Genomic DNA, 19387 nt, shown 5'->3' with positions numbered 1-19387 from the left:
TGCATGATCATTACTCGATATATAAGATAGGCCGCAAGGAAGTGGCCCCATAATGATATCATGGAGGATGATGAAGAATGTCGATGTTTATTAACACGAATGTGGGCGCAATCAATGCTCACCGCAACCTGGGCATGAACAACACAGCAATGGGCAAGACAATGGAAAAATTGTCTTCCGGCTTCCGCATCAACCGTGCGGCAGACGATGCGGCAGGTCTCGCTATCTCTGAAAAAATGCGTTTCCAAATCGGTGGCATGAACCAAGCAATGCGCAACGCGCAAGACGGTATCTCCCTGATTCAAACGGCTGAGGGCGCTTTGACAGAAGTACACTCCATGCTGCAACGCTTGAACACGTTGGCAAACCAAGCTGCTACAGGTACTTATGATGCGCAAGACCGTGCCAACACCCAAAAAGAAGTGGATGCATTGCTTGCAGAAATCGACAATATTGCAAGTTCCACGAACTTTAATGGAATTAAATTGCTGAATACTGGCGCAAGTGTCAGCTTCCAAATTGGCGTTGAAAAGGGAAATTCGTTAACTGCCGAACTGAAGGACATGAGAGCTGCTGAATTAAAAGTGGCGAACTTGAGCATTAGCACGCAAACTGCAGCAAGCAACGCTCTTTCCACAATTGCAGCGGCGATTAACACAGTTGCTGAGCAACGCGCAGCTTTTGGTGCGGTACAGAACCGTCTGGAACACACCATTAACAATTTGGGCGTAACCGCTGAGAACCTGTCCGCTTCTGAATCCCGTATCCGCAACGCTGATATGGCGAAAGAAATGACAGACTTTACTCGTAATCAAATTCTGGTTCAAGCGGGTACAGCAATGCTGGCTCAAGCTAACTCTGCTCCACAATCTGTTTTGAAACTTTTAGGCTAAAAGAAAATTGGTGTAACCCGGGCGCTTTCGCAAATTGCGGAAAGCGCCTATTTTTATGCCCTGACATGCCCCCTCCATAAAATAATGAAGGCCGTATACCGATAATTAAAATAAAGGAAGTAAAGGAGAGCATAAAATGCAGATATATACGGATGGGGAAATCAAAAAGAAGATTATAAATGGTTCCGATTTCATTCCTTGGTGGAACGTTTTTCGGGAAGAGCTTGTTCAAGCAAGTAAGTTAGTTTATTCTACAACAATAGATGGAACTACTGCTTTTGATACCGATATAGAGTATATTTCAAAAAATGTGAACCACATCTCTGAACTAAGAATCCAAACGATTACCATGAAGGATGCGATTAATGAGACTCTAGACCAAATAAGAACTTATATTGAAAGAATTTTTGAGCATAAAGAAAATCTAGTATCTATATTTTACGGCAAAGTATCAAAGAAAGACTGGAAATTGTTTGGTGAATTTACAGAAGGATTGCAATGGTTGCATGTTTCCTTAAACTTTCTCAATTCTTTAATAAAAGAAGTGGGCTTATCTAGAGAAATGGTAATAAGAATTGATGAAAAAATAGACAGATTAGGTCAACATATTAATAATATTAATGAGGCCCTCATACAAGAAGATTTTATTTGGGGCGGCGATATTATTAGTTATGAATTTTTTCCGTTATTTGAATCTATAAATGAACTTGCGGGAGATATTTATGTCTAATGTGCTAGAACGGAATTTATCTGTTTTACAGTCAACTTACCCTAATCTCTATACTGCTGTGACGGGCCATTCAGTTGATACTAATAGTGTTGAAGTCGTTAAATCTCATTCCAACGAAGTGACGATCAAAGTTATCAAGGCCGATGGTTCCACCAGTTATATTCATAGCCGGTACAACCCAATTGAAGAGGCAGTACGATGGTGTGATTCATTGGAAAGTAATATTTCCGATACAGAAGATTTGTTTGTGTATGGAATGGGATTAGGTTATCATATCGAGGAATTAATGCAGAGATATCCTCATAAGCGATTTTATATTTATGAACCTGAACCGGCTATTTTTATTAAAGCAATAGAATCCAGAGATTTAGAAGGAGTTCTTCTCCACCCCAATCTTATTGTTCTGGGGGTTGGGAGGGAAGGATTTATCCAAGAACAAATGATTACCAGTGTTATCGATGTAATTACGAGTTCATATAAAATTGTGAGCCTTAATGGGTATGAGCGGATTTATTCAGATGAGATGCAAGTATTTAATCGCCTGTGTAAAAAAGAAATTAACCGGTATCGAAGTAACTTAGCTACCTATGTGGTCTTTGGAGAGGACTGGGTAAAAAATATAACGTTTAATATGTCCAAAAATATTGCCAGTTTTTCAGTGGAGAACCTAAAAGACGCTCTTAAAGATCAACCAGTTCTTATTGTCGGTTCAGGTCCCTCGGCAGATTTGGATAAGGAAGCTTTACAACACCTATCTTCCAAAGTTTTTACCATTGCAGCTGGATCTAGTGTACAGTTCTTATTTAGTAACGGAATATGTCCCGATTTAATTGTCACTCTCGATGGAAGTGAAAAAAATTACCAAGTATTTAGTGGCTTGCAATATTCCGATATTCCATTGCTTTATGGAACATATGTACACCATAAGATCATTGAAAATAAAAGTAAATCGCTATTTCATGTAGCAATCGCAGAAGACACATTAACGGGCTATCTGCTTAATGAACAGGATGCACCAAAGTTCGCTTCAGCGTGCTCCGTAACAGGAACCGCTATTCAAGCAGCTGTTTATATGGGGGCATCTCATGTCATCTTTGTTGGCCAAGACTTTTCTTATCCTAATAATAGGCTTTATGCAAATAAAGTTGATCATTTTACAGATGAAGAGATAAGTAATTATTTAGAAACAGTAACAGAGTTAGAGGTTCCGAATGTTTGTGGCGGCACGAATCCTACGTCTATTCCAATGATGGTCACGTTAGAGTCTATTGAAGAACTTATTTCGTTTTTCAATTCTAAGATTGAATTTATTAATACATCCAAAATTGGAGCGCTTATCAAAGGAACAAAGCATACTCCAATTGAATATTTGCATGATGAGCATCCAGAATGGAATAAAACTGATGGCTCATTATTTATTAAAACATCGCATGAGTCATCATGTGTAGAGAATGGAAAAATGGCGCTCGAAAAGATGCGAGATCTCTTGGAGCAATTAGTGAAATGTAATTCTACACTAGAGGAAATAAACGAATATTGTCGGCAGGTTTTATCGACTGATAAGACCATGGATTCCTTCGATAATTATGTCAGTATTATTGAACAAAAGTGGTCCCAACTTGTAAATAAACCTGTATTTACATATATTTATTCCGCAATCCTTCAACATCAACTGGTAATTTTTCGTCGCTATATACCAAAAATTGTTAACGAGAAAGATGGGCATAAACGTGGAAGGCTTTTGGTAAAGCATCTTATCCCCGTTACTTCTAATATGCAGGAGGTCACTCCTAGGCTCATTGAATATTTTAGAGAAGGAATTAATAAGGTGGAAAAATGTATAGAGGAGCATAATCGTGAAGTCAAATAAAAAAATTCTTATTACAGGAGCAGACGGGTTCATCGGTTCACATTTAACCGAAACGCTGATCCGAGAAGGTTACGACGTAAGAGCCTTTGTCTTATATAATTCGTTCAACACGTGGGGATGGCTTGATAATTGCGCAGGTGATGTGCGTGGTCAATTTGAAGTGTTCAGTGGCGACATTCGTGATCCGCATGGTGTGAAATCAGCGATGAAGGAATGCGATGCGGTCCTGCACTTGGCTGCGCTCATCGCAATTCCTTACTCCTATCATTCGCCGGATACTTATGTAGACACAAATATTAAAGGAACGTTGAATGTGCTTCAGGCTGCAAGAGAGTTGGATATTGAGAAGGTAATCCATACATCTACCAGTGAAGTGTATGGTACGGCCCGGTATGTTCCGATTAATGAAGCTCACCCCTTGCAGGGACAATCGCCTTACTCTGCTTCCAAGATAGGAGCGGATCAGATGGCACTTTCATTTTACCGTTCTTTCGGAACTCCAGTTGGTGTTATACGCCCATTCAATACATATGGACCAAGACAATCTGCAAGGGCTATTATTCCGACAGTAATAACACAAATCGCTTCTGGCAAGGATGTGATTGAACTAGGCGCACTGCATCCAACCCGGGACTTTAATTATGTCGAAGATACCGTCCATGGGTTTATTGCAATGCTGGAATCACCGAGCTCTGTAGGAGAAGAAATTAATATTGGAAGTAATTATGAAATTAGTATCGGCGAAATGGTTGAATTAATTGCCGATGTTATGGGGCGATCAATAACGATTCAAACTGCTGAAGAAAGATTGCGTCCTGATAAAAGCGAAGTGGAGCGTTTGTGGGCGGATAATTCAAAAGCGGAAAGGCTTTTGGGATGGAACCCAAAGTATCAAGGAAAAGAGGGTTTAAGGGCGGGCCTGAAGTCGACGATCGAATGGTTTACACAACCGGATAACCTGCGTCTATACAAATCTGGCATTTATAATATATAGAAATCAGGCGATGGACCATGATAGTTAATGACATTATTAATAAGTTAAGTGAGTTGTTGCCACAACAAAGTGGAGTAGTAGCATTGCATGAACCGCGCTTTCAAGGAGAGGAATGGAATTACGTCAAGGATTGTTTAGATAGCGGTTGGGTATCATCAGTAGGCTCTTATGTTTCAAGGTTTGAACGGGACCTGGCGGATTATTTGGGAGCCAAGCATGCGGTAGCCGTCGTCAATGGGACAGCTGCTCTTCACGTTAGCTTGCTATTAGCTGGTGTTCAAGAGAAAGATGAAGTTTTGATTCCATCTCTATCCTTTGTAGCCACAGCCAATGCAGTAGCATATTGTCATGCTCTTCCCCATTTTATTGATGTATCTGCGCACACATTAGGCGTTGATTCTACTGCACTGGAAGATTACTTAACCGAGATAGCTGAAGTCCGTGAAGGGATTTGCTATAACCGGAAGACTGGAAATGTTATCCGGGCTGTGGTTCCTATGCATACATTTGGGCATCCTGCGGACATGGACCCGCTTATCGAATTATGTGCCAAGTTTCATATTGTATGTGTTGAAGATGCTGCAGAGTCTTTAGGATCGACATATAAGAGCCAACACTGTGGGACAATAGGAAGCATAGGAGCATTCAGCTTCAATGGAAATAAAATAATGACTACTGGCGGAGGCGGGGCAATCGTTACTAATGATGAAAACATCGCTAGACGGGCCAAACACATTACTACGACCGCCAAACAACCCCACCCATGGAACTTTGTGCACACGGAAGTGGGGTATAATTATCGGCTGCCAAATATTAATGCTGCGCTAGGATGTGCTCAATTAGAGTACTTACCGAGATTAATTGAAGCTAAGCGCAGGCTCGCGATGAAATACCAGACTGCATTTGAATCCATTGAGGGTGTTAGTATATTTCAGGAAAAGCCTTATGCAAAAAGCAATTACTGGCTAAATGCAATTGTATTGAAGCAACCAGATGAACTATTAAGGGAATCTATACTGCAGATGACGAACAAAAAAGGTTTTATGACACGTCCTATTTGGACTCCGCTTCATAAACTTTCCATGTACGAACAAATGCCGAAGATGCCATTAAAGGTAACTGAATCTCTGCAGAATCAGATTATTAATATTCCAAGCAGTCCACATTTGACAGGAGAAATTTATGCGTAAATTATGTTTTGTCACTGGCACACGTGCTGAATATGGGCTTATCTACTGGCTTTTGAGGGAAGTCTCTTCCGATTCTGAACTCCAATTACAGCTGGTAGCAACCGGTATGCATCTGGCTCCTGAGTTCGGGGCAACATATAAGGTTATCGAAGAAGATGGGTTCACGATAGATTGGAAAGTCGATATGCTGCTGTCTGGCGATACCGGATATGCTATGTCTAAGTCAGTCGGTCTAGGAATTATCGGTTTCACGGATGCATTTCGTATACTGCAACCCGATATAGTCGTGCTGACTGGAGATCGGTTCGAAACGCTTGCCGCTGCGCAAGCAGCCATGTTTCTGAATATCCCCATCGCTCATTTGTACGGAGGCGAGGTTACAGAGGGGGCTATCGACGAGTCGATCCGGCACGCGATTACGAAGATGGCGTATATACACTTTACTGCTACGGAATCATACCGCAAAAGGGTTATTCAATTAGGAGAGGCACCTGAACGGGTGTTTAATTATGGTGCCCCAGGATTAGATCACTTGACCAAAACAAAACTGCTATCTCAAAACGAGTTGAGCCAAGCATTGCAGTTTCATTTGGATCGTCCTTACTTTCTGGTGACCTATCATCCTGATACTCTGGGACAGCATTCTTCTGCTTTATCATTTCAAGAGTTACTGAAGGCACTTGAACAGTTTAATGACTATGCTGTCATTATAACTAAACCTAACGCAGATGCTGGAGGACGTGAACTTATAGGCTTAATTGAAGATTATGCTAGAACAAGAGCGGATAATGTTTATGTGAGCGCTTCGTTAGGGCAGGTTAAATATTTAAGTGCAATGAAATATGCAGCAGCCGTAGTCGGTAATTCATCCAGCGGCATTATTGAGGCACCGGCTATGAAGGTGGCTACAGTTAATATCGGAGACCGGCAGCAAGGCCGCCTGCGGAGCAAATCAATCGTCGATTGTCAACCACAAACTCATCAAATTGTAAAGGCTCTCCGCTTAGTTCTTTCAGGATCTTTTCAAGGGGATGTGCAACGACAAGTACCGGCTTACGGATCAGGGGGAGCTTCAGAATCTATTAAAGAAATACTAAAAAACATAAAGCTGACTCATGCGCCTAAAAAAAAGTTTTATGATTGTTTCTAGCATGATGGGGGTTAGAAATGAATAAGCGAACAATGATAATTGCAGAAGCAGGAGTTAATCATAATGGCTCGTTAGAATTAGCAAAAGAGCTCGTGCGCGTCGCGGCACAATCGGGGGCGGATGCAATCAAGTTCCAAACATTTAAAGCACAGAATCTTGTGACCACAAGTGCTGAAATAGCCGATTATCAGAAGAAGCATAGCCAGGCAGCTTCCCAATATGAGTTGCTTCAAAATTTGGAATTAAGTCAAAATGACCATATGACTCTAATCGATTTATGCAGAGAAGAGGGAATTGAATTCATTTCAACTCCATTCGATTCGGAAAGTCTGACTTTTTTGGTTGAAAGATGTGGAGTTTCAAGAATAAAGCTGTCCTCGGGCGATTTAACGAATGGACCTTTACTAATGAATGTGGCGCGCAGTGGGCTTCCGGTGATCCTATCAACCGGAATGGGGACATTGGGTGAGATTGAAGATGCTTTGTCTGTATTGGCATATGGCTACTTACATCAACAAGAACCTGTATCTTTTCAGGATATAAAAGAATGTTATAGGACAGATAATGGTCACAGCATTCTGAAGGAAATGGTGACTTTACTTCACTGTACAACAGAATACCCAACTCCATTTGACGAAGTAAATTTACAAGTGATAAATACGCTTAGCCAAGCATTTGATCTTTCTACTGGATTCTCTGACCATACAAATGGGATTGCTGCAGCTACCGCTTCCGTTGCCCTTGGAGTTAGTGTTATTGAAAAACACTTTACGCTAGATAAAAATTTACCGGGACCGGATCACCAAGCTTCCTTAGAGCCGCAAGAATTATATCAGTTAGTTCAATCCGTTCGTCAGGTGGAAGCAGCTATGGGATTGAAACGGAAATTTCCGACTCGATCAGAAAGTAAAAATATTCCTGTTGCACGTAAAAGCCTAGTCGCTGCCAAGCCAGTCCGAAACGGTGAAGTGTGGACGAAGGATAACCTCACAACAAAGCGCCCAGGAAACGGAATCTCCCCAATGAAATACTGGGAAATAATCGGTAGCCAAGCAGAAAAAGACTACCAGACTGACGAGATATTATGACTTTCTATTCAGAAATAGACAAAAGCTCCAAAAAACCAGTAATCATCTTAGGTGGAGGAGGGCACGCAAAAGTATTACTGGATATCTTAAATGAGTGTAAAGTCAACATTATTGGATATACAGATATCAATGCCTCCGGTGCTTTGTCCGAGGAACTGAAATATATAGGAGACGATGAAGTAATTTTCCGTTATCATCCTGCGGAAGTAAGTCTAGTTAATGGCATTGGCTTGGTAGGGGATTCTTCCCTCAGAAGGCGGCTCTATGAGAAGTTTACTTCTCTAGGTTATGACTTTAAGCAAGTTATTCATCCTGCTGCAGTCATTTCCGCAACGGCAAGCCTTGGTGCAGGAGTACAAGTTGTGGCAGGAAGTGTCATTCAACCGGGAGTGACTATAGGAGATAACGTTATTATTAATACGCGTGCCTCTATTGATCATGACACAATTATTGGGAGTCATTCGCATATTTCTCCGGGTGCTACCATATGTGGCTCAGTTATTATAGGCTGCTCTGTATTTATCGGCGCTGGTGCAACCGTTGTACAAAACATACATATTGGTGATTCATGCGTGATAGGAGCGGGTTCTCTTGTTCTTCATACGTTACCAAGTAACAAAAAAGCGTATGGAGTTCCAGCGAAGGAGGTTTCAAAATGATAGACTGGAAGAAGCTATGGGTTAGCGCGGACACCTCTATTTTTCAGGTGATAGAAAAAATAGACTTATCAGGGCTGCAAATTGCGCTTGTAGTAGACGGCGAACATAGATTATTAGGAACCGTCACGGATGGAGATGTCCGGCGAGGAATTTTGAGGGGCGTATCTCTTCAAAGCCCTGTTACCGAGATTATGAATGAAAATCCTGTCGTGGCCCGTTTTAGCGATAGCAGACAAAGCATTTTTATGCTAATGAAAAAGAAACAGCTGCGGCAAATTCCGGTGGTGGATGACGAAGGAAGACTTGCTCGAATCGAACTGATGGACAATTTTATTGAGAAAAAACAGTATTCTAATCCCATAGTATTGATGGCGGGTGGTCTGGGTACTCGTTTACGACCGTTAACTGACGATTGTCCCAAACCCTTGTTGAAACTTGGAGACAAACCGATATTGGAATTAATCATCGAAAATTTCATGGAATATGGATTCCATAACTACTTTATATCCGTCAACTATCACGCCGATATGATTAAAGAGTATTTCGGGGATGGTTCAAAATGGGGCATAGGGATTACTTACATAAATGAGTCGGAACGCCTTGGAACAGCCGGAGCACTCAGTTACTTGAGCGACATGGGTATCACTGAACCTTTTTTTGTAATGAATGGAGATTTGCTTACTAAAGTTAATTTCGATCGTCTATTAGAATATCACATAGAGAATAAAGCTATGGCAACGATGGGTGTCCGTGAGTTCGAATACCAAGTTCCTTATGGTGTTGTACGTACAAATGATTATAAGTTGCTTGGGATAGAGGAAAAACCTGTTCAACGATATTTTATTAACGGCGGACTTTATGTTCTTCAACCTGAGACATTGCAGTTCATTCCGAAAGGAAGATATTACGATATGCCAGAATTGTTTCAGAAGCTTATTGAAAACAATTATGAAACCACAGTCTTTCCTATTCGCGAGTACTGGATTGACATAGGACGAATGGATGACTTCAAGCGGGCTAATTTCGATTTAGAAACGGGAGTTATTTAATTAAGTTTTGAACTCTTTATGGGTACATATTAATAATCTATAGTTAGAACAAATAGGATGGAGAATATATGGAAATAGCGGTCATCGGTTTAGGTTCGATGGGAAAAAGAAGAATAAAGCTCTTGCAAAAAAATGTTAGGGATATCATCATCTATGGTGTGGATTTGAGAAAAGACCGACGGGATGAGGCGCTAAGCTTATTGGGAATTGAGACATACAGCACCTTAGAGGAACTAAGGGATAGTAATTTATTGGCCGTTATAATTTGTACCTCCCCCAATACGCATCAAGATATGATAAAGCAAGCGATAGACTATCGACTTCATGTGTTCACGGAGATAAACTTAAACAGTGAATACTATGACGAGATTCTTGATTTAGCTGCAAAGAATGATGTGAAATTATTTCTATCTTCGACTTTTTTGTACCGGAAAGAAATCCAATATATAAATTCGTTAGTAGAGAAATCCAACAGAAAAATGTTCTATAGATATCATGTAGGTCAGTATCTAAAGGATTGGCATCCGTGGGAGTCGTATCGGGATTTCTTTGTAGCACATAAAGAAACTAATGGATGCAGGGAGATATTGGCCATTGAACTGCCTTGGATTACCGAAGTATTTGGTCATATTAATAATTATTTGGTTGTAAAAAATAAAGTATCTAATCTGGACATTGATTATCCAGATAATTATTCCGTTATTTTGGAACATAACAACGGAACTGTCGGGACGATAAATGTTAATGTGGTATCCAAGATAGCAAAGAGAGATTTCGAGTTAATAGGTGAGGAGTTCCAGGTACAATGGAATGGTTCGCCGACTGGCTTGCAAGTTTGGAACAATGAGAAAAATAAAATGGATAACATTATATTGTACAATGATTTCATAAATGATAAAGCATATGCTTCGTCCATCATTGAAGATGCATATTTGGAGGAACTAAATGAGTTTATCAGATACATTTCTGGCAAAATAACTGAACCAAAATACTCATTTGAAAAGGATAAGTACATTTTGCAGGTCATAGATGGGGTTGAAGGGGACATTTAATTGAAAGTTATATTTTTTGGCCTGGGTTCAATTGGGCAAAGGCATCTAAAAAATTTACGAACGCTATGTGAGCAGAAGTATATCGCTTTAGAAGTACATGCTTATAGAACGAATAAACAAAATAATGCCCATGTGAGCAGTGTTGCAACCAATTTTTACAGCATGGATGAAATTACAGGAAATTATGATGCTGCATTTATTACGAATCCTACCTCTTATCACTACGAGACCTTGAACTCTATTAAGAAAAGGGCGCGGTATTTTTTTGTAGAGAAACCACTATTTGATCGCAAGCATAATATAGAAGCAATGAAAATACAATCACATAAAGTTTATGTTGCCGCTCCCTTGCGTTTTAAAAATATCATGATGAGACTAAGAGAATTTATAGCAGACAAAGACATTTATTCCGTAAGAGTGATCTGCTCTTCTTATTTGCCCCATTGGAGAAACATGGATTATCGTAACAGTTATTCAGCCATGAAAGATTTAGGCGGAGGAGTAGAGTTGGACTGTATCCATGAACTGGACTATGTAACTTATTTATTCGGATTTCCATCGCGAGTGAATGTTTTATTAGGCAAGAAATCGAATCTGAGCATAGACAGTAACGATATTGCGGTATATACGATGGAGTATGACGATAAAATTGTAGAGGTTCATTTAGACTATTTCGGAATATATCCACAGAGAAAAATAGAGCTAACAACAAACGAGGACTTAATTGTATGTGATCTTTTGCAAGATACGATCACATCAAAAAAAAATGGTCTTATTGACCAGATCCGCGAGGAAACGAACGTAATGTATCTGAACGAGCTGAATTATTTTTTAAACGAAGTCGTTACCGAGAAAGACAACTTTAACGATTTAGTTCATGCTTATAAGGTTCTAATGCTTGCTAAGGGAGAAATATTACAATGAATATACTCATCACGGTTTGTGGAAGGGCCGGTTCCAAAGGGGTAAAGGGGAAAAATACAAAAATTTTTAACGGCTATCCTCTGGTCCTTTATACATTTTCTGTCATTGATTTGTTGATGGAGCAACTAAATCATTACGTTGATGTGGCCATAAATACGGACAGCATGGAAATTATAGAGTTAACTAAGTCTTTTCGCAACTTTATTTTAGTAAACAGAGAACAGGCGTTGGCTGGAGAACATGTTAGTAAACTCAATGTAATACGCGATACTTTATTGAAGACCAGTGATTATACGGGCATTAATTATGACCTTGTATTAGATTTGGATATTACATCACCGATAAGAACGGTGAATGATATTATACGGGTCATTGATTTGAAAAATGAAAACAAGGATTTGGATGTAGTATTTTCAGTGGTTAGGTCTAGAAGAAGCCCATTCTTCAATATGGTGAAAGATGAAGCCGGAAAGGCGAGATTAGTTCAAGAGGCAAGATACACAGCAAGACAACAGGTACCCCAAACTTATGACATGAACGCCTCTATTTATGCATATGACCCAAGTTACCTTATTACTGCGGAGCACCTTTTTGACGGCAACTGCGGAATGGTTGAAATGGAGGACACGCTTGTACTAGATATCGACTGCGAGCAAGATTTCCAATGGATGGAATACATATATATAAAGTTACTCCAAGACAATAAAGGGTTTGAGGAAGTGTACATAAATATTAAGAATATTTATGATTATAAGTCGAACATCAACATTTCCATTGACAACGCTTCCAGCCAGTGATATAGTCGGAATTGTGAAGGACAATCTTCACTGATTTGAAGATGAAGGGAATGTTATCGACATGCAAGGTAAAGTAAAATGGTTTAACGCTGAAAAGGGCTATGGCTTTATCGAGACTGCAGAAGGCAACGACGTGTTTGTTCACTTCTCCGCTATCCAATCGGACGGCTTCAAGACTCTGGAAGAAGGTCAAGAAGTTGAGTTCGATATCGTGGAAGGCGCACGCGGTCCACAAGCAGCTAACGTAATCAAACTGTAATTATACCGACGTGAGTCGAATTATATATGATTCCGATTAGCTAGACGAAATCCTGGCACTAAGTGCCAGGATTTTTTTGTTCTTGTGGAGGATTCTTCTGGTGTAATTTATATGATCTGAAGATAAATAATTATCTCTTAAAGACCGATATATACATTAGGATTTGGTTTACAGTTTATAAGTAATAGGAGAATTTACATGAAACCTCATGGCATAATGTTTCATCATTTTCATGATGATTCTGAACATATTCGTGGTCAGGGTTCGATATCGGCAGGTAAATTAGAAGAAATGATCCTATATTTACAAAAGAATAATGACATATTATCAGCAGATGAATGGATGGATAAGGCGTTACGCGGCACTTTGAAACATAATGAGCTTTGTTTAAGCTTCGACGATAACCTTAAATGTCAATATGATATAGCCTATCCCGTGTTACAAAAGTTCAGTTTGAAAGCATTTTGGTTTGTATATACATCTCCATTAGAAGGAAAATTAGAAAAACTGGAGATTTACAGATACTTTAGGTTTGCATACTTCCAAGATGTAGATGATTTTTATCATGCATTTTTTACTTTAGCTAAGAAGTCGGAATATGGAGCTGAGGTTATCAAATCCTTAGACAATTTTATCCCGTCATCATATTTAAAGGATTTTTCCTTTTATACGGATAACGATCGGACATTTCGATATCTAAGAGATCAGATTTTGAAAGCTACGAAATATCACCGACTTATGGAAGCGATGCTGTACGAATATAATATAGATTTTTATTCCTTAAAAAATAAACTTTGGATGACTAGGGAGAATGTTTTAGAATTACATAAAAAGGGACACAAGATCGGACTACATACGCACTCCCACCCTACATCAACGGCTGATTTAGATAGTAGGGAACAGATGAATGAGTACAAAACCAATCTACAGGTTCTTTCAGCTATTATTGGAGAGAAACCTGATTGTATGTCACATCCATGTAACTCTTATAACCATAAGACAATTGAAGTATTAAAAGAACTCCATATAAAACTAGGGTTTAGGTCCAATATGAAGGATAACTTTCATTCACTTTATGAATTTCCGAGAGAAGATCATGCTAACATTCTGAGAAAAATGGAGATTGACGTTATATGAAGATAACAGTTTTTACAAGCAACCAACCACGGCATGTGTCTTTAATAGAGTCTCTGGCGACTATTGCGGATGAAGTGTACGCGATTCAAGAGTGTAATACGGTTTTTCCAGGAAGAATTGCTGATTTTTTTATTAAGAGCGATGTTATGCAGAAATATTTCAGTAATGTTATCAACGCGGAACGAGAAGTATTCGGAAATATAAAGTTCACTTCTAAAAATGTAAGTCAGCTTGTACTAAAAAGCGGGGATTTAAATATGTTAGACATCCAAACGTTATCTCCTGCACTTAAATCCGATTACTACATTGTTTTTGGTTCATGTTACATTAAAGGACCATTATGCGATTTTCTGGTTGCCAATAAAGCCATAAACATTCACATGGGAACTTCTCCATATTATCGTGGAAGTTCATGCAATTTTTGGGCCATGTATGATGGTAATCCAGAATTGGTCGGGGCCACTATTCATATGTTAAGTAAGGGTCTCGATTCAGGAGATATGTTATTCCATGCATTTCCTAGAGCTGAAGTAATTGACCCTTTCGTTATTGGGATGAAGGCAGTCAAAGCTGCTCATGATTCATTGATCGAGTACATTAGTACGGGGAAAATAAATGAATTTACTCCGGTTAAACAAGAAAAAAAATACGAAATAAGATACACACGAAATATAGACTTTACCGATGTGGTTGCTCAAAAGTACTTACAAAACTCTCCCGATCCCCAATTTATTAAAGACAAACTTGAGTCTAGGGACTTAAAACAATTTTTGAATCCATATGTTGGATAATGAAGCGAATGATTTGCCAAGCCTGTTGAGTTGATCCCGAAAAATTGTATAAACCTCTTCCGATAAATGAAGAGAGCCATGTTCAAATCCCTCAAGTAGAATGTAGTTGTTGAGACAACAAACTAATGAGGTGTAACCCGTGAAAAGAACTTGGGCTGGAAGTGTTGCCACGGAGAAAACCAAAGCGGTGAACTTGAAGTACGACGACTTCGACTTTCTTGGATTCACGTTCCAGAACTGGAGGGAACGAAGGATAGATGGGAAGCCTTATTTCATTGTGGAACCCAGAGACGCTACCTGGAAGGACTTTAAGAAAAAAGTTAAAGCAAAGCGCTGAAAACACAGAGCAGTGCTAGGGCGCGTCAATTCCAATTATTCGAGGCAAGGTTAACTATTACCTGACCTTTAAAGCGTACGATGAAAACGAAATGGAACAACGAGGTCTTGATCCGATCGGATTTATCCCTGCGTTCTGGCTATACAACAATGCGCAGTACGGCTATACGCTCGAAGACTATTTCGACTACATAAAGAACAGACAAAGTCAATACATGCTTAGAAAGTGCAGAAAGCAAAGGAACAAGGACAAAACTATTACACTCCTGACCTTGTTCGAAAAAATGCAATATGCACAACGCTTAGCAACATATTGATTTCATTTTGAATCACGTTGGTGAGGCGCATGCCTTAATGGGGCACGTGCGGTTTGATAAGGGGGAGGCCTTGAGAACGGTTTTCTACTTTATTCTAAGATGGATTGACGAGTAATGAGAAAAGTAATTTTATTTAAAGGACAGAGTCAGTATGATGTATTACGTTATTTTGTTGATGATCTGGCACTAGCCTTTAATAAAATAGGTTATCAATCTATTATTATTGATTTGTTGGCTGAAAATTGTTTTAGTACACTGGAAGAAGCACTGAATAATGGGGATATTTTTTTGCATTAGGTATGAATGCAGTGGGAATGGAAATAAGTGTTGAGAAAGGTTCAATTTATGACTTATTTAACCTTCCATTCGTTTCTTTTGTGGATCACCCGATTTATCAATTAGAAAGAGTCAAATATTCAGCCGTAAACAATATGATTTTTTCATTTGTCGATAGAAACCATGTAAGTCTTATGGAAAAGTACATCCCTAAAGAAAAATTTTGTGATGAAATATCAGAAGAATTTTTGGCGTACTCTAATTTACCTTTTGAAAATTGTGTTCAGAGGATAATGTATTCACGAGGCTGGGAGTATAATATCAGTCATTATACCAAGCTTATTCCACTCTTTCAGTTAGTTGATTTATATAATAGAAACCTTATCAGGCGAGATGTTGTGACCAGGCTTTGTAAAATTGTTCCTATGAATATTTATGGAAATGGGTGGAACTCCTTGAGTAGTGGGATAACTGCCTCAATTCATTCTCCTATATCTTTTGAAGATACAATAATGAAAATGGGAACTGCAAAAATGTCCCTCTGTGTATTACCTACATTCAAACATTGAGGTCATGAACGGATTTTTACGGCTGCTCTTGCAGGGAGTGTTAATATAGTTGATTATAATGATGAGTACCTGGATGAACATTTTAAAGACACTGAGAGTATTTTATATTATAATTATCAGGAATTAAACTCATTAGATAGAATCGAGACACTCTATAAGAATACAGAATTATTAGAGTTTATGTCTCACAACGCTAGAAATGTAATACTTTCCGGACACTTATGGCTTCACAGAGCGCAACAAATAATTGATGCTGTGAAATTACATAAATTACTTCATTAATCGAAGGTTGTAAACGTCAGGAATGGATGGAAACGAGTCGAAAGGAACCGCACCATCGATGCTTAGTTCAGATTTGACGGAGTTTGTATTGCACAGCAATGGCTTTCATCGTGTGAAGTAAGCATTTACATCATATATTTCTAGCTTCAAAAACATTATTCAGTAAGTAACTTCTACCTAACAAAACAAGCCCAACGCCGCTAATAGGGCGTTGGGCTTGTTTTTTGTTTGTAAAAAATACCCCAACCGGGAATACTCCAAATACAATATACCGCGGAAGGAGGCTGGACATGAGCGGGAAGGATGAAACCTTGGAGTACTCCGCGCTGGAATACGAACCGTTAGCCGCGGCCTTGGAGAAGAATGTGCAAAAGGTAAAGGAGACGATGGGCGACAGCACGGATCTCGTCGTAAGAGAAATGTGGGTGGGAGGAAGGCCTGATCTGAAGGCAGCTATTTTGTACATCGATGGGTTGGCCGATACGACGGTAGTGCAAGATTTTGTCGTGAGGGCGGTTACGAGCAGCGAGATGATTTCGGAGGCGCAGGAGCGCTCGCCAGAGGCGGATTGGTTCACCATATTCAAAGAATATGCCGTGTCGGTATCCCACCTTGAAGAAGTCCCCGATTTTCGCAAGCTGTTCAGCTGCCTGATGAGCGGGGCAACGATTGTTTTGCTTGATCGATGCGACCGCGGACTTGCCGCGGATACGGCAGGCTGGGAGGATCGCGGGGTTCAAACTCCCGAAGATCAGACGGTGGTGAGAGGTCCGCGGGATGCGTTCACCGAAAACTTGAGGACGAACACGGCGCTCGTTCGCCGGAAAATCAAAAACCCGAAGCTGTGGTTTCAGACCAAAACGATCGGGACGCTGTCGCAGACGAGCGTAGCCGTCATGTACATGAAGGGAACGGCAGACGCTCAGGTGGTGGAAGAAGTTCATCGAAGATTGGACAACCTGGAGCTGGCCGGCATATTGGAAAGCGGCATGATTGAAGAGCTTATTGAAGACCGGACATTCACCCCTTTTCCGACGATGTACAACACGGAAAGGCCCGATGTGGTTGCATCCGGGCTGATGGAAGGACGCGTAGCGATATTGGTTGACGGGACGCCCTTCGTTTTGCTGGTGCCTGCCCTCTTCATTCAATACTTCCAGGCTTCCGAAGATTACTACCAGCGCTCCGACTTCGGGTTGATTCGAATGCTGAGAATGCTGGCCTTCTTTATTGCTCTGCTGGGCCCGTCCCTATATATCGCCGTTACGACATTCCACCAAGAGATGCTCCCTACACCGCTCATGATCAGTATCGCGGCCGGGCGGGAAGGCATTCCCTTCCCTGCTTTTGTGGAAGCTTTGATTATGGAGACGATTTTCGAGATTTTGCGGGAGGCAGGCGTTCGCATGCCCCGGGCGATCGGGCAGGCCGTATCCATTGTCGGCGCGCTGGTGATTGGCCAGGCGGCGGTAGAGGCGGGGCTGGTATCGCCAGGAATGGTTATTGTTGTCGCGATAACCGCGATCTCCAATTTCTCCATTCCTGCCTACAGCATGGGAATTGCCGTCAGAATCTTGAGGTATCCGTTAATGGGATTGGCGGCTATGGCGGGGTTGTATGGCATTTTTATCGGGCTCGGGATAATTATGGTTCACTTGTGCAGCCTGAGATCGTTCGGCGTGCCGTACATGACTCCGTTCTCCCCGTTCGATCTGCGGGAACAGCAAGACAGCCTCCTCAGACTGCCGAAAGTTAGTCTCGCCCAACGCATACACCCGATCAATACGAATAAGAAGCGTGATGGGGGCAGATAACCGTGATACATGCGGCATATATATGGCGTACTGCGGCGCTTTGGCTGATGGTGACGCTGGCCTTAACCGGGTGCTGGGACAGGAGAGAAGTCAACGATATGGTCATCGCCGTAGCGATGGGGGTGGACCAGGCGGAAGCGGGGTATACCGTAAGCGTGCAGGTCGTCGATCCGGCAGAAATCGCTTCGAAAAAGGGGAGCGGACATGCTCCGGTTACGGTCTATAAGGAGCAGGGAAAGACGGTGTTCGAGGCCATCAGGAGGATGACGACAACGTCGGCGCGGAAAATTTACTTTTCCCATCTAAGGATGTTCCTCATCGGCGAAGAAGCGGCGAGAAAGGGCATTGGCCATGCGGTCGAATTTATTTCCCGGGATCATGAATTTCGAACCGACTTTTATATCGCCATTGCCAGGGAGATCAGGGCTGAGGAGATTTTGAAGGATTACCCGGCTATCGAAAAAATCCCAGCAAATAAAATGTTCTCCTCGCTGGAGATGTCAAGCAAATCGTGGGCGGCGACCGGGACGGTGAAGCTGGATGAGCTGATATCCGATATGATGACGGCAGGAAAAACGCCGGTCATTACCGGCATTCGGTACCTTGGCGATATTAAGGAAGGGAAGACGAGAAAAAACGTACAGGCAACGGAATCGCCGGCCCAATTAAAATATGACGGTATGGCGGTCTTTCGGAAGGATAAGCTCATCGGTTGGCTTAATGAAGAGGAGAGCAAAGGCTATAACTACATAAAGGGGAGCGTAAGGAGCACCGTGGGCGTCATCCCTTGCCCTAGCGAAGAAGGCAATCTTGCGCTGGAAAATATGCGGACCAGTAGCCGGATTCATGTAGGTAAAGGCAGTCGTACGCCGCAAATCGATATCCATATCAAGGCGATTGCCAATGTCGGAGAAACGCAGTGCAAGGATAATCTTGGAGATCCAGCCGTCATTCGCGCCGCGGAAAAGATTGGAGAAAAGGAGTGGAAATTGATTTTAGAGAAGACGCTGAAAAAAGCGTACGACCTGAAGACGGACTTTATCGGCCTGGGGGCTGCCCTGCATCGTTCCGCTCCCGGAGCATGGGCACGACTGAAGTCGCATTGGCCAGAACGTATGGATTCCGTTCCCGTCCATTTTCATGTCGATGTGAAGCTAAGAACTTCCGGGAAAACGAAAGGTACCTTTCTTGAAAAAGTGAAAGAATAAGC

Annotated in this window: 21 protein-coding genes; all 21 read left to right on the top strand. The window is 41.2% G+C overall.

What is annotated here, in order from left to right:
* Positions 1–77 precede the first annotated feature (77 nt).
* Positions 78–893 (top strand): flagellin N-terminal helical domain-containing protein, encoded by an 816-nt coding sequence (locus FLT43_RS14620; protein ID WP_087440228.1) that lies wholly within the window; start codon positions 78–80, stop codon positions 891–893.
* Between the two features lie 136 nt (positions 894–1029).
* Complete coding sequence (locus FLT43_RS14615; RefSeq protein WP_087440227.1) at positions 1030–1623, top strand: DUF8042 domain-containing protein; 594 nt, start codon at positions 1030–1032, stop codon at positions 1621–1623.
* Positions 1616–3493 carry a motility associated factor glycosyltransferase family protein gene (locus FLT43_RS14610; protein WP_164776345.1) on the top strand — a complete coding sequence of 626 codons (1878 nt, stop codon included), beginning with the start codon at positions 1616–1618 and terminating at the stop codon, positions 3491–3493. Before FLT43_RS14615 ends, FLT43_RS14610 begins: the two co-directional genes overlap by 8 nt.
* On the top strand, positions 3480–4487 hold the full coding sequence (locus FLT43_RS14605; RefSeq protein WP_087440225.1) for an NAD-dependent 4,6-dehydratase LegB: 1008 nt from the start codon (positions 3480–3482) through the stop codon (positions 4485–4487). The genes FLT43_RS14610 and FLT43_RS14605 overlap by 14 nt, the downstream gene beginning before the upstream one ends.
* Before the next feature lie 17 nt (positions 4488–4504).
* On the top strand, positions 4505–5677 hold the full coding sequence (locus tag FLT43_RS14600) for a LegC family aminotransferase (RefSeq protein ID WP_087440224.1): 1173 nt from the start codon (positions 4505–4507) through the stop codon (positions 5675–5677).
* The gene (gene neuC, locus FLT43_RS14595; RefSeq protein WP_087440223.1) at positions 5670–6827 is read left to right on the top strand and encodes a UDP-N-acetylglucosamine 2-epimerase; all 1158 of its coding nucleotides are present in this window, start codon (positions 5670–5672) and stop codon (positions 6825–6827) included. Before FLT43_RS14600 ends, neuC begins: the two co-directional genes overlap by 8 nt.
* A 17-nt stretch (positions 6828–6844) precedes the next feature.
* Positions 6845–7915, top strand: a complete 1071-nt coding sequence (gene neuB / locus FLT43_RS14590; RefSeq protein ID WP_087440222.1) for an N-acetylneuraminate synthase — start codon at positions 6845–6847, stop codon at positions 7913–7915.
* A complete protein-coding gene (locus FLT43_RS14585) occupies positions 7912–8574 on the top strand; it encodes an acetyltransferase (protein ID WP_087440221.1) in 663 nt (220 codons plus the stop codon). Before neuB ends, FLT43_RS14585 begins: the two co-directional genes overlap by 4 nt.
* Positions 8571–9623 carry a nucleotidyltransferase family protein gene (locus FLT43_RS14580; RefSeq protein ID WP_087440220.1) on the top strand — a complete coding sequence of 351 codons (1053 nt, stop codon included), beginning with the start codon at positions 8571–8573 and terminating at the stop codon, positions 9621–9623. Before FLT43_RS14585 ends, FLT43_RS14580 begins: the two co-directional genes overlap by 4 nt.
* 68 nt (positions 9624–9691) lie before the next feature.
* Complete coding sequence (locus FLT43_RS14575; protein WP_087440219.1) at positions 9692–10675, top strand: Gfo/Idh/MocA family protein; 984 nt, start codon at positions 9692–9694, stop codon at positions 10673–10675.
* The gene (locus FLT43_RS14570; RefSeq protein ID WP_087440218.1) at positions 10676–11599 is read left to right on the top strand and encodes a Gfo/Idh/MocA family protein; all 924 of its coding nucleotides are present in this window, start codon (positions 10676–10678) and stop codon (positions 11597–11599) included.
* Positions 11596–12396 (top strand): acylneuraminate cytidylyltransferase family protein, encoded by an 801-nt coding sequence (locus FLT43_RS14565; RefSeq protein ID WP_087440217.1) that lies wholly within the window; start codon positions 11596–11598, stop codon positions 12394–12396. The genes FLT43_RS14570 and FLT43_RS14565 overlap by 4 nt, the downstream gene beginning before the upstream one ends.
* Positions 12397–12457: 61 nt before the next feature.
* The gene (locus FLT43_RS14560) at positions 12458–12655 is read left to right on the top strand and encodes a cold shock domain-containing protein (RefSeq protein ID WP_087440216.1); all 198 of its coding nucleotides are present in this window, start codon (positions 12458–12460) and stop codon (positions 12653–12655) included.
* Positions 12656–12853: 198 nt separating this feature from the next.
* The gene (locus FLT43_RS14555) at positions 12854–13792 is read left to right on the top strand and encodes a polysaccharide deacetylase family protein (RefSeq protein ID WP_087440215.1); all 939 of its coding nucleotides are present in this window, start codon (positions 12854–12856) and stop codon (positions 13790–13792) included.
* The gene (locus FLT43_RS14550) at positions 13789–14583 is read left to right on the top strand and encodes a formyltransferase family protein (protein WP_087440214.1); all 795 of its coding nucleotides are present in this window, start codon (positions 13789–13791) and stop codon (positions 14581–14583) included. The genes FLT43_RS14555 and FLT43_RS14550 overlap by 4 nt, the downstream gene beginning before the upstream one ends.
* Before the next feature lie 139 nt (positions 14584–14722).
* Complete coding sequence (locus FLT43_RS14545) at positions 14723–14920, top strand: hypothetical protein (RefSeq protein ID WP_087440213.1); 198 nt, start codon at positions 14723–14725, stop codon at positions 14918–14920.
* A 430-nt stretch (positions 14921–15350) separates the two neighbouring features.
* Positions 15351–15533 carry a hypothetical protein gene (locus FLT43_RS14540; protein ID WP_087440211.1) on the top strand — a complete coding sequence of 61 codons (183 nt, stop codon included), beginning with the start codon at positions 15351–15353 and terminating at the stop codon, positions 15531–15533.
* Between the two features lie 11 nt (positions 15534–15544).
* Positions 15545–16081, top strand: a complete 537-nt coding sequence (locus FLT43_RS14535) for a hypothetical protein (RefSeq protein WP_127510909.1) — start codon at positions 15545–15547, stop codon at positions 16079–16081.
* A gap of 12 nt (positions 16082–16093) precedes the next feature.
* Complete coding sequence (locus tag FLT43_RS30870; protein ID WP_087440209.1) at positions 16094–16363, top strand: glycosyltransferase; 270 nt, start codon at positions 16094–16096, stop codon at positions 16361–16363.
* A gap of 290 nt (positions 16364–16653) precedes the next feature.
* Positions 16654–18177 (top strand): spore germination protein, encoded by a 1524-nt coding sequence (locus FLT43_RS14525; protein ID WP_087440208.1) that lies wholly within the window; start codon positions 16654–16656, stop codon positions 18175–18177.
* Positions 18178–18179: 2 nt separating this feature from the next.
* Positions 18180–19385 carry a Ger(x)C family spore germination protein gene (locus FLT43_RS14520; RefSeq protein ID WP_244193997.1) on the top strand — a complete coding sequence of 402 codons (1206 nt, stop codon included), beginning with the start codon at positions 18180–18182 and terminating at the stop codon, positions 19383–19385.
* Positions 19386–19387 lie beyond the last annotated feature (2 nt).

This window comes from Paenibacillus thiaminolyticus (assembly GCF_007066085.1).
Lineage (GTDB): Bacteria > Bacillota > Bacilli > Paenibacillales > Paenibacillaceae > Paenibacillus_B > Paenibacillus_B thiaminolyticus.
Note: the sequence above shows the minus strand (reverse complement) of the source record. Positions and strands in the feature narration are given on the sequence as shown.